At 68.9% G+C, this 11,623-nt stretch carries 10 protein-coding genes; 1 reads left to right on the top strand and 9 read right to left on the bottom strand.

Translation table 11 applies throughout. The features are described 5' to 3' along the window. Positions 1 to 92: 92 nt before the first annotated feature. The 3 genes from NKJ47_RS01950 to oleC all read right to left on the bottom strand — a co-directional run bounded on the left by NKJ47_RS01950 (position 93) and on the right by oleC (position 3,087). Positions 93 to 251, bottom strand: a complete 159-nt coding sequence (locus tag NKJ47_RS01950) for a DUF1328 domain-containing protein (RefSeq protein ID WP_003468167.1) — start codon at positions 249 to 251, stop codon at positions 93 to 95. A gap of 63 nt (positions 252 to 314) precedes the next feature. Further along, positions 315 to 1,325, bottom strand: a complete 1,011-nt coding sequence (gene oleD, locus NKJ47_RS01945) for a 2-alkyl-3-oxoalkanoate reductase (RefSeq protein ID WP_254459888.1) — start codon at positions 1,323 to 1,325, stop codon at positions 315 to 317. Between the two features lie 100 nt (positions 1,326 to 1,425). Beyond that, entirely contained in the window at positions 1,426 to 3,087 is a 1,662-nt protein-coding gene (oleC, locus tag NKJ47_RS01940; protein WP_254459887.1) for an olefin beta-lactone synthetase, read from the bottom strand. Between the two features lie 146 nt (positions 3,088 to 3,233). Between oleC and NKJ47_RS01935 the strand changes: the two genes are divergently transcribed. Beyond that, a complete protein-coding gene (locus NKJ47_RS01935) occupies positions 3,234 to 3,608 on the top strand; it encodes a YkgJ family cysteine cluster protein (protein WP_043095431.1) in 375 nt (124 codons plus the stop codon). A 170-nt stretch (positions 3,609 to 3,778) separates the two neighbouring features. Here NKJ47_RS01935 and NKJ47_RS01930 read toward each other — a convergent pair whose 3' ends face one another. The 6 genes from NKJ47_RS01930 to NKJ47_RS01905 form a co-directional block, all read right to left on the bottom strand. After that, complete coding sequence (locus tag NKJ47_RS01930) at positions 3,779 to 4,258, bottom strand: hypothetical protein (protein WP_254461305.1); 480 nt, start codon at positions 4,256 to 4,258, stop codon at positions 3,779 to 3,781. 255 nt (positions 4,259 to 4,513) lie between these two features. Further along, positions 4,514 to 5,419: an alpha/beta fold hydrolase gene (locus NKJ47_RS01925; protein WP_254459886.1), complete on the bottom strand. Its 906-nt coding sequence runs from the start codon at positions 5,417 to 5,419 to the stop codon at positions 4,514 to 4,516. An 82-nt stretch (positions 5,420 to 5,501) separates the two neighbouring features. Further along, a complete protein-coding gene (locus NKJ47_RS01920; protein WP_254459885.1) occupies positions 5,502 to 6,674 on the bottom strand; it encodes a Fic family protein in 1,173 nt (390 codons plus the stop codon). 120 nt (positions 6,675 to 6,794) lie between these two features. Next, the gene (locus tag NKJ47_RS01915; protein WP_254461304.1) at positions 6,795 to 7,811 is read right to left on the bottom strand and encodes a 3-oxoacyl-ACP synthase III; all 1,017 of its coding nucleotides are present in this window, start codon (positions 7,809 to 7,811) and stop codon (positions 6,795 to 6,797) included. Between the two features lie 102 nt (positions 7,812 to 7,913). Next, positions 7,914 to 8,231, bottom strand: coding sequence for a DUF4156 domain-containing protein (locus NKJ47_RS01910; protein WP_209030407.1), 318 nt, complete (start codon positions 8,229 to 8,231; stop codon positions 7,914 to 7,916). Positions 8,232 to 8,354: 123 nt separating this feature from the next. Beyond that, complete coding sequence (locus tag NKJ47_RS01905) at positions 8,355 to 11,231, bottom strand: M16 family metallopeptidase (RefSeq protein WP_254459884.1); 2,877 nt, start codon at positions 11,229 to 11,231, stop codon at positions 8,355 to 8,357. Positions 11,232 to 11,623 lie beyond the last annotated feature (392 nt).

Below are 11,623 nucleotides of genomic sequence, written 5' to 3'. Positions count from 1 at the left end.
GGCCCGGTCGCGCATTCCCCGACCCCAGAAACGACTTGCCCGCGGCGCAGGGCGCCGCGGGCAAGTCTTGACGTTCGCTGGTGCGCGGAGGACTACACCTTGCCGCGGCGGAACATCGAGATCACCGCCAGGATCAGGAACACCACGAACAGGATCCAGGCGATGTTGGTCGCCGCGCCGGCGATGCCGCTGAAACCGAGCACCGCGGCGATGATGGCGATCACGAAGAAGATGATGGCGTAATGCAGCATGGCAATATCCAGAAAGTTGTCGTGCCGAATCGGCGCGGCATCATCTTCGGCAACCCGCGGTCGTCAGCGGGTGACGGAGGTGTCGTGGTGCCATGAGGACGCCAGCCGCTGCAGGCCTTGCGCGATCGTCACCTGCGGCACGTAGCCGAAATCGCGCCGCGCCGGTTCCATGCTGTACCAGTGCGGGGTGCAGAGCTGTTCGGCCAGGAACCGCGTCAACGGCGGCTCGCCGCGCAGGCGCAACAGCGGCCACAGGGTCTCGCAGGCGGCGCCGATGCGGTAGGCGGCCTTGAAGGAGAGCGTCTTGGTCACCGCCGGCGCACCGACCGCGGCCAGCAGCCTGTTGAGCAGTTCGCGCATCGGCAACGGCTCGCCGTTGGAAATGAAATAGGCCTTGCCGGCGCAGGGCGCGCCCACCGCCAGATGCTCGAAGGCGTCGAAGTGCGCCTGCGCGGCATTGTCGATGTAGGTGGAATCGACCTTGTTGTCGCCGCCGCCGACCAGACGCACGCGCCCGGCCTGCGCGCGCGCCACCAGCTTGGGCAGGATCTGGTTGTCGCCCGGCCCCCAGATCAGCCGCGGGCGCAGCGCCACCACCGCCAGTTGCGCGTCGTTGGCGGCCAGCACCATGCGTTCGGCGATCGCCTTGGTCGCCGCGTACGGCGCCTGGAAGTTCTCGCCGTAGGGCACCTGGTCCGCGCCCAGGCCTTCGACCGGGTGGGTGGCACGGTGGGTCACGCTGGGCGTGGAGGTGTAGATCAGGCGTCCGACACCATGCGCCCGACAGGCGGCCAGCACGTTCTCGGTACCGACCACGTTGGGCTGGTAGTAGCTGTCGTAGCTGCCCCAGGCACCGGCCTTGGCGGCGTTGTGGAACACCGCGTCGGCGCCGGCCAGCGCATGCTGCAGCGCCTGCGCGTCGGCCAGGTCGCCACGCACCTGGGCCACGCCCAGCGCCTGCAGCTCCGGGTAGTGGCCGCGGTTGTAGCTGACCACCTGGTACCCGCGCGCGACCAGCCCGCGACACAGCGCCTGGCCGAGGAAGCCACCACCGCCTGTCACCACGATCTTCATCGCCACACTCCAGTGTCGGGGCGGCCATTCTGGGGCCGGCCATGCTTGGCGCCAATCTCGCCCTGCAGCGCAGGCGCGCCGGGCGGCACGCCGCGCGCCCTCATTTGCCCTGTTCCGCGGCCCACAGCGCCAGCTTCTCGCGGCCGATCTTGGCGTTGTGGCGGATGTCCACCGGGAACCCCGGGTGGCTCAGGAAGTCGACGATGCCGGCGGTGTGCGCATACGCGGCCGCGGTGGCGCGCAGTTGTTGCTGGAGCGCCTGCAGCTCCGGGCCGCTCGACAGCATGGTGTTCACTTCCAGCTCGTAGCACAGCACCGGCCGCTGCCGGCCGGGTTCGCCGATGCCGACCAGGGCGGTGCGGCCGATACCCGGCAGCGCGTTGAAGATCGGCTCCACCTGTTCGGTGTACAGCGGCCCCTGCGCGGTCTCCACGCGCTGGGTCTTGCGCCCACAGAACCACAGGCGGCCCTGCGCGTCGAAATAGCCGACGTCGCCCATGCGGTGCACGATGCGTTCGCTGCCGTCGTCCAGGCGCTCGCGGATCTTGGCCAGGCGCGTGGCCGCGTCGCGATTGAAATAGGTGTCGGTGGCGGTCGGGCCGGCGACGGTGATCTCGCCGACGGTGCCGGTCGGGACTTCGCGCACGCCGCTCCACTCGGGAATCGCGGCGTCGTCGATGGCGATGATGCGCACCTGGTTGGGCGGCACCACCGTGCCGACGCAGGTGCCGGCGCCGCGCTCTGTGGCCGCGCGGGTGTCCTGCAACGCGCGGCCCTCGATCACCGCCACCGGCAGGCACTCGGTGGCGCCGTAGGGCGTCCAGAACCGCCCATCCTCCGGCAACAGGCTGCGGATCCGCGCCACCACGTCCGGCGGCACCGGCGCGCCGGCCGAGGTGGCGCAGCGCACGTTGGTCAACGGCTTGCCGTAGTCGGCCAGCACCCGCATCAGCGCCGGCGAGCCGAACAGCTGGGTCACGCCGAAGCGCTGCATCGCATCGTGCAGCTTGCGCGGATCGACCTTGGCCGGACGCGTCGGGTCCATGTCCGGAATCACCGAGGTCAGCCCCAGCGCCGGGTCGAACAGCGCGAACGGCGGGAAGGTCGGCAGGTCGATCCCGCCGGGCTGCATGTCGAAGGCATTGCGCATCAGCTCGATCTGGCCGACGAAATGCCGGTGCCGGTAGACCACGCCCTTGGGCACACCGGTGGAGCCGCTGGTGAACAGGATCGCGGCGACGTCGTCCGCGGCCGTGTCGGCCAGCTGGCTACCGACGCCCTGGCCGGCACGCTCGAGCCGCGCCAGGGTGGTGCCGCCCCAGGCCCAGCGCCGGCCGACGGTGACGATGCGCGTGGCCGAGCGCGCCCAGCCGAGCAGGCGCCGCGCCAGCTGCGCCAGCGGAATGCCGATGAAGGCCTCCGGCTGCGCCTCGTCCAGGCATTGCTTGAGCGCGCGCCGGTCGATGCCCGGATCGACCAGCACCGGCACCGCGCCGGCCTTGAACAGCGCGAACATCAGCAGGAAGAACTCCGGCGATGGCCGCACCATCACCACGGTCCGGGTGCCGCGGCCGATGCCGTAGCCGCCCAGCCCGGCGGCGATGGCATCGCTGCGCGCGTCCAGTTGCGCATAGCTCAGGGTCACGTCGTAGGCCGCCATGCCGCCGGGGCCGGGCCGGCCGGGGCAACGCATGGCGATCTGGTCCGGACGCTCGCGCGCCAGCCGCGGCAGCGTGGCCGCGATATTGCAGGTCGTGGTCATGCGCCGATTATCGCCGATGCGCCGGGCCGCAGCCGACATGCCGCCCGCGGCGGCGATGGCTGAATGCCGGTGTGCTTGCAGCGCGCCGCGGTTCGGTCAGAATGCCGCGCCCCCCACCGCTGTTCGCCGCGCAAGGCCCGGCCGCCATGTCCCATCCCTGCCTCACCTGCGGCGCCTGCTGCGCCTACTTCCGCGTCAGTTTCCACTGGAGCGAGGCCGATCCCGCGCTGGGCGGCAGGGTCCCGTTCGAGCTGACCGAACCGCTGCGCACCCATGAGCGGGTGATGCGCGGCACCTCGCAGGCGCAGCCGCGCTGCATCGCCCTGGACGCCGACATCGGCCGCTACAGCCGCTGCAGCATCCACGAGCGGCGCCCGTCGGTGTGCGCGGCGGTGCCGGCCTCGCTGGAGTTCGGCGAACGCAGCGCGCAGTGCGACAAGTCGCGACTGGCGCATGGGCTGCCGCTGCTGACCCCGGCCGACTGGGACGGCGTGGTCGAACGCAATCTGCCGGACGCCTGAGCGGCGGCGCCACCCGCACGGCGGGAATACCGTAGGAGCGGCTTCAGCCGCGACCGGGCTTCACCGGTAACGCCGGTCGCGGCTGAGGCCGCTCCTACGAGAACTCGAGCAAACGGCTCGCCTGGCGGCATCCGGCGTGACGCACGCTGCCCCCAGCGTGTCGCATCGACTCAGCGATGCTTCCAGCCGGTCGGCACCGGATTGGTCACGGTGTTCTTTTCCAGGGTGTAGGTGCCGTTCTGCTGGGCGATGGCCTCGCCGGTGTCGACGATCGCATTCTGGATGAAGACGTTGCGGTCCTCGCCGCGGATGAAGGTCAACTGGTGGAAGGCGGTCTTGTTGCCCCAGTCCTCCGACGGCAGCGAGATGAAGCGGATCGTATAGGTCTGGTCGTCGAAGCTGCCCTGCAGCACGTACACGCCGTAGTGGTTCTCGCCCTGCGAGATGATCTTGTACATGCCGTTGCTGTAGTAATAGATCTCCGCATCGGGAAACGGCTTCTTGTCGTACAGCTTGCGGTAGTGCAGCACCTGTTTCCAGGTGGGCTGGCCGAACCCGACCGTCAGTGTCTTGCCGTCCGCGGACGTGGTCAGATCTTCCGCATGCGCGCCAGGCACGCTCATCGCCATCAACAACATCGCCATCGTCATCGCTTTCACTCTCTGTCTCCGGTCGCAGTACGTGCATCGGCCACTGGGCACGATGCGCACGTCGGCGGCGACTGTACACAGCCCACTATGTTGCAGCACGGCAGTCGGTAGCAGTTTGCGTGCGCCCGTGTAGACGATCTGCGGCGCAGCGGCGACGCCATCGCGGCGTACCTTGCGGCAATGCCTTCCCCGCATGTCCTGCGCGTCAATGCGACGCACGGCCGGGAGACGCCGGCATCACGCCGGCGTGCGCGCTCAGGACAGCGGATGCGCGTCCAGGAAGCGGCGGATCGCCGGTACCAGCACCTCGTGCTTGTCTTCCAGCACGTAGTGGTTGGCATCCTCGAAAGCCATCACCTCGGCCTGCGGCAGCGCGCGGCGGAAGCCTTCCAGGAAATGATGGTCGAAGCAGATGTCGCGCAGGCCCCAGCCGATGAAGGCCGGACGATCGGCGAACGACGGCAACGCCCGCTCGGCCCGCTCCAGCAACGACCAGGCCTTGTCCGCCGGCGACAGCGGGATGTCCTGCATGAAGCGAATGGTGGAGATGCGGTTGGCCCAGTTGTCGTACGGCGCCACGTAGGCGCGACGCACGTCAGCGGGCATGCGCCGCGACACGCCCAGCCACGACGCGCCCGAGGAGAACGCATTGAAGGTGCGGATGAACCACTCGCCCGGGCGCCAGTGCCGGCCCATCGCGATCTGCCACGGCATCGGCTTGGCCGCCGGCAGCGGGAACGCCGCGGTATTGGTGATGACCAGGCGCCGCACCTGCGCATGGTGCGACAACGCCCAGCCGAAGCCGATCATGCCGCCCCAGTCGTGCACCGCCAGCGTCACCGGCCCGTCGATGCGCAGATGCCGCAGCAGCGCGTCGAGGTCGTCCACACGCGACTGCAGGGTGTAGTCGTAGCCCGGCCGCGCGCCCGGCGCATCGTCCGGCTTGTCCGACAGGCCCATGCCGATGTGGTCGGGCACGATGCAGCGGTAGCGGTCCGACAGCCCGCTCACCAGCGTGCGCCACAGATAGCTCCACGACGGATTGCCGTGCAGCATCACCACCACCTCGCCGTCGCGCGGACCTTCGTCGAGATAGGACATCTGCAGCCCCGGGCGGACCTCGAAGCGCTGCGGGGTGAAGGGGTAGCCGGGGTAGTTCATGCGGGGGACCGATGCGATGTGGAGAGGGAGGAGGACGGCGCCGCCACGGCGGGTGGCACATTGCCCTCGGCGTGCGGAAGACTCATAGCGGCTGCGCACCCTCGCTGAGGATGTCCAGATAGGCCTGATAGGCAAACACACGGTGCCGCTGCTGCCCGGTGAGTTCGTTGACGATACCCAGATCCTGCAAGGTGCGGATGGCGGCACGGATCGTCGGTGCGCTGAGCGGCAAATGCGGCTGGACCTGCGGCACGCCGAGCAACACGCGACGGGCGAACTGCTCGAACACCAGGCCAACGTTGCCGGCACGCGTTCCCAATCCAGCGATGCGTGCGCGGTCGTCCGCCAGCAGCGCCAGCAGGCGCTGCGCGGTGGACACCGCCTGTTGCGCCGTATCCGCCACGCCCTCGAGAAAGAAATCCAGCCAGCCCTCCCAGTCGCCTTCGGTGCGTACCGCGTTGAGGCGCTCGTAATAGCGCGCGCGGTGGCGCTTGAAGAACAGGCTCAGATACAGGCTGGGCGCGCGTAGCACGCCTTCGTTGCACAGGATCAACGCGATCAGCAGCCGCCCCAGCCTGCCGTTGCCGTCGCTGAAGGGATGGATGGTCTCGAACTGCACATGCGCCAGGGCCGCCTTGACCAGCGGCGAGACATCGCGGCCCGGCGCATGCAGGAAGCGCTCGAAGGCAGCCAGCGCCGCATCCAACGCTTCCGGCGGCGGCGGCACGAAATGCGCCAACGCCGGTGAGGCACCGCCGATCCAGACCTGGCCCGAACGGAATTCGCCCGGACGTTTGCCGGCGCCACGCCCGCCTTGCAGCAGCAGGGCATGCATCTCACGGATCAGACGTAGCGACAGCGGGAAGTCGTCCTGACGCAAGCGCCGCAGCCCGTGGTTCAACGCGGCGACGTAGTTGGAGACTTCCTCGACATCGTCCAGGGGAACGCCCGGCGCCTCGTCCAGTTCGAACAGCAGCAGATCGGACAGCGAAGACTGCATGCCCTCGATCTGCGAGGACAGGACCGCTTCCTTGCACACGTAGTGATAGAGGAACAGCTCTGGGTCCGGCAGCATCAGGGTGATGCCATCCAGGCGACCCAGCGCCTGGTCGGCCTGCTCCTTGCGCGCGATCAACGGCGCCGCCGCCAATTGCAGCGGCGGCTCGGGCGGCAGCGGGTCAGGGACGAACGCTTGGTAGCGGCTGCCGGCTAGTGAACCGGGGACGTAGTGTCCAGTACAGCGTCGAAGCGACATCGGGCAATCCTTGCCGTGGCCGGAGACGGCTCTTAGGAAAGAAATCTAGCAAATTTCTTTCTAAACACCCAACTTGCGGCGCGCAAGGAAAACTCGCGCGCCTGTGCGGCGTCCTGTCGCTTACCAAACCACCTCGGCCATCGAGCAGTTCAGGCCCGAGCCGATGCCCATCAGCGCGATCCGGTCGCCCTTCTTCAGGCGGCCCAACTCGCGCAGCTTGCTCAGCACGATCGGCACGCTGGCCGGGCCGATGTTGCCGTGTTCGCCGAAGATGGTCATGACCTTCTTCGGGTCGATGCCGAAATTCTTGATGAAGGCCTGGGTGTGCGGCTGGCTGACCTGGTGGATGACGTACTGGTCCAGTTCGTCCACCGCCCAGCCCAGCGCCTGGCGCGCGGCGGCGAAGGTCTTCTGGGCCAGCTTGATGCCTTCGATCAGCAACATGCGGGTATCGGTGACCATCCGGTCCAGGTTGCCCCGGCACAGGGCATTCCACTGCGTCGCCGAGCGGGTCACGCCGCCGCGGTAGCGCGGTGCGTCCGGCACCAGTTCGGCACGCGCCATCACCATGGCCGCGGCGCCGCAGCCCAGGGTCAGCGCGGCCAGCTCGTCGCGGAACTCGTCGGCGGTCACGTCCGGCGAGGTCATCCGCTCCAGGGTCTTCTCGTACACCAGGTTGGCGGTTTCGCCGTCGACCACCAACGCGTAGTCGATCTCGCCGCGCTCGATCATCCGCGCCGCGATGTCCATGCCGTTGATGAAGGCCAGGCAGGCATTGGCGACGTCGAAGGTCATGCACTGCTCGCTCACGCCCAGGTTGCCCGAGACGATGCTGGCGGTGGACGGCTCCAGGTAGTCGCGGCTGACCGAGGTGTTGACCAGCAGCCCGATCTGCCCGGCCTCGATGCCGGCATCGCTGATCGCCTTGCGCGCGGCCAGCGTCGCCGCGTCGGAAGCCTGCATGTCCTGATCCCACATGCGCCGCGCGTGGATGCCGGCGATGTCGCCGAGCACGTCGGCGCGAATCCCCAGCCGGTCGTAGGTCGGCTGCAGGCGCTCGTTGATCTGCTTGGAGGTGAGCGTGTGCGGCGCATCGATATGCGCCAGTCCCGCGATGGAGACGTTGTTGAAGAGCATCGAGGTGTACGCCAGGGTCAGGCGAGGGGGCGCCAATTCTAGCGGCTGCGGGGGTTTACCGCATCTTTAACAAATCCACGCAAAGCGTATGGTCTGAGCGGTTCAGCGGCCGCCGCACTGGTAGGCGGTGAAACGCTGGTCGCCGTCGACCGGGTCGCCCATCGCCTGCACGGTGTTGGCGCCAACCCCGGGCGCCTCGTTGCGGGCCAGGGTCTCCAGCTCCTCGCGCACCCGCAACGGGTTGCGCTGGTAGAAGCCGACGCTGCTCTTCACCGACACCACCACCTCACCGCGCTTCTCGCAGCCGCTGGCGGCCTGCCCCGGGGGCAGCACCCGTACCCCCTTGCCCTCCGGCGCCATCGGCACCCAGGTGCAGCCGGCGAGCGTGGCGAGCAGGACGAGCGCGATGGGAAGACGCATGGACGGGACCGTTGGCAGGTGAATGCGGATTGTGCCGCAAAACACTGAATCGGCCATGACAAGGTCAGCGCGGTCGCTCCCGGCCGCGGCGCGCGCCGGCCATCGCCGCCGCGCGCGGCCCGATCAGCGCGGCGCCGCGGTCGCTGCCGCGCCGCCCGGCGGCACCCCGTCAGCGTCGATCACCGTGACCTCGCCCAGCTTCAGCGCGCGCACCGGCGCCTCGATCTGCTTCAGGTCGCCCACCACCACCCAGGTCAGGCCGTTCGGGTCGAGCATCGACGCCGCCTCGCGCACCTGCGCCGGGGTCATCGCCTCGATCTCGGCCTTGCGCTTGAACACATAGTCGTCGGGGCGGCCATAGCGGACGATGCCGCCGATCGCGCCCATCACCGCGCTGGCGGTCTCGTAGGCACCGGGCAGGCTCAGGGTCTGGATGTTGCGGATCCGCGCCACCTCTTCGGCCGTCGCTGGCGCCTTGCCGTTGGCGAAGGCGCTGATCTCCTTGGACATCTCCTGCAGCGCCGGAGCGGTCTTGTCGATCTGCACCGGCGCCGAGGCGGTCCACGGCCGCTGGCCGAGCGCGCTGGCCGCGCCGCTGCGCGCGCCGTAGGACCAATGCTTGTTCTCGCGCAGGTTCATGTTCAGGCGCGAGGTGAAGTCGCCACCGATCACGCCGTTGGCCATGTCGAAACGGACCGAGGCCGGATCGGTGGTCGGCGGCACCAGTTCCGAGGCGAACAGGTTGGCCTGTACCGCACCGGGCTGGTCGATCAGGTACACGCGCGGCTTGGCCGGCCGCGCCACGCCGGCCGGCGCCGGCACCGACGGCGTGGGACCCTCACCCTTCCAGTCGCCGAATTGCGCGTCCAGCAGCGGCACGATCTCGCCCAGGGTGGTGTCGCCGACCACGATCAGGGCGGCGTTCTCCGGACGCACCCAGTCGCGGTGGAAGTCCACCAGGTCCTCGCGCTGCAGGGCCGCGATCGCCGCCTCGGTACCTGTGCCGCTGAACGGGATCGCGTACGGGTGGCCGGCGCCGTACAGCAGCGGCGGCAGCACCCGCATGGCGACGCCGTTGGGCTGCGCCTTCTCCTGGCGGATGCCGGCGATCCAGCTGGCGCGGATCCGCTCGATCTCGTTCGGCGCGAAGCGCGGCCGCTGCAGCATGTCCGCATACAGCGCCAGCGACGGCGCCAGGTTCTCCTTCAGGGCCGACAGATAGGCATTGCTGCCGTCCAGCGAGGCGCCGGCGGACAGCGTGGCGCCCAGAGCATCGGCGGCATCGGCGAACGCCAGCGCGTCGCGGTCGCCGGCGCCCTCGTCGAGCATACCCATGGCGAAGCTGGCCGTGCCCGGCTTGCGCCCCTGGTCGGCGCTGTAGCCGCCCTGGAACTCGTAGCTGAACTGCACCACCGGCACGTCGTGGCGCTCGGCCAGGATCAGCGTGCTGCCGTTCTTCAGCGTGGCGCGCTGCAGCGCCGGAAACTTCAGTTGCGGGAACTGGGTGGTCCTGGGCGGGCCGGCGCTGCGGTCGACCACGCTGGGCAGGGTGCGGTACTTGGGGTCGACCGGCGGCGGGTTCAGCGGCGCCGGTTGCACCGTCGGCTCCTCGGCCAGGGCCACGCGCTCGCCCGGCTGCACCAGCAAGGTGTAGTCGCCCTTGCCCAGCCACTTGCGGCCGACCGCGGTCAGCTCGCGCGGGCGGGTGTTGGCGATGGTCGCCAACGAGGTGCGGAAGCAGCCGGGGTCGCCGGTGTACACCGCGCATTCGGCCAGCACGTCGGCCTTGCCGCCGAAGCCGCCGATGCGCTCGACGCCGCGGATGAAGCCGGCGCGGAAGGCGGTCTTGGCACGCGCCAGTTCGGCCTTGTCCGGCCCCTTGTCCAGCAACCGGCGCACTTCCTCGTCGATCGCGGCCTCGACCCTGGCCGGGTCCACGCCCTGCTTGACCATGGCGATGATGCCGAAGCCGGAGCCGAGCTGCGACGGCCACACCGAGGCGCTGATCCGGTCGACCAGCTTGTCCTCGTGGACCAGGCGCCGATCCAGCCGCGAGGACTTGGCGCCGCCCAGCACCTGCGCCAGCAACTGCAGCCGGTCGACGTCCTCGGTGCCGATCTGCGCCACGTTCCAGACGCGGTAGATCCGCGTCTGCGGCACCTTGTCGGTCATGGTCTCGCGGGTGGACTGGCTGCGCTGGGCCACGTCGACCTTGGGCTGGGCCATGCTCGGGCCGGCCGGGATGTCGCCGAAGTAGCGCGTCACCTTCTCCTTGGCCGTGGCCACGTCGATGTCACCGGCCAGCACCAGCACTGCGTTGTTGGGCCCGTACCAGGTGCGGAACCACTGCTTGACGTCGGCCAGCGAGGCCGCGTTGAGATCGTTCATCGAGCCGATGACGGTGTGGTGGTACGGGTGGCCGGCCGGGTACAGCGCGCGGCTCAGCCGGCTCCAGGCCTGGCCATACGGCTGGTTCTCGCCCTGGCGCTTCTCGTTCTGCACCACCCCGCGCTGTTCGTCCAGCGCGGCCTGGTCGATGGCGCCGAGCAGGTGGCCCATGCGGTCCGATTCCATCCACAGCGCCATGTCCAGCGCGGTGGTCGGCACGTTCTCGAAGTAATTGGTGCGGTCGCTGTTGGTGGTGCCGTTCTGGTCGGTGACGCCGACCTGCTTGAACGGCTCGAAGAACTCGCCGTGGTGGTTCTCGCTGCCCTGGAACATCAGGTGCTCGAACAGATGCGCGAAACCGGTACGCCCGGCCGGCTCGTCCTTGGCGCCCACGTGGTACCAGAGGTTGACCGCCACGATCGGCGCCTTGCGATCGGTGTGCACCACCACCCGCAGTCCGTTGGGCAGGGTGAACTGCTCATAGGCGATATCCACCAACGTGGCGGCGGCGGGCCGGGCCGCCGTCGAGGGCGGCGCGTAGCTCAGTGCGCCGAGCGCGGCGGACAGCGCAACGGCCAGCAGGGCGCCACGCGGGCGGGTCGAGACGGTCATGCAGATCCTTCTTCCTTGGGGGCCGGCGAAACAGCCGGTGAACGCCGATCGTACCGGGCGTATCGCGCTACGCGTATTCCCGCGTTGTCGATGACGTCCTTCTTCCATGGCGTCGCCACCGCGCCACCAGCGGATCGGCGGCCGCCGCAGTGTCCGCGGCCGGCGTACGCAAGCGCCCGGGTGTCCGCCCGCGGACACTCAAGAAAATAAATTCCTCTTGAAATACAAATACTTGGATTTGGCACGCAGTGTGCTTGAACACCCTCGAACGAAAAAGCCAGCGGCATCAAAGTGAATGAAAGCTTAATAAACTGCGGGGCGCGAAAAAGTTCTTGCAGCCCCTGATTAGGTGTACTACTTTACTACCACACCACTGATCAACGACACCAACG

Source organism: Xanthomonas sacchari, from assembly GCF_024266585.1.
Classification (GTDB): Bacteria; Pseudomonadota; Gammaproteobacteria; order Xanthomonadales; family Xanthomonadaceae; genus Xanthomonas_A; species Xanthomonas_A sacchari_C.
Note: the sequence above shows the minus strand (reverse complement) of the source record. Positions and strands in the feature narration are given on the sequence as shown.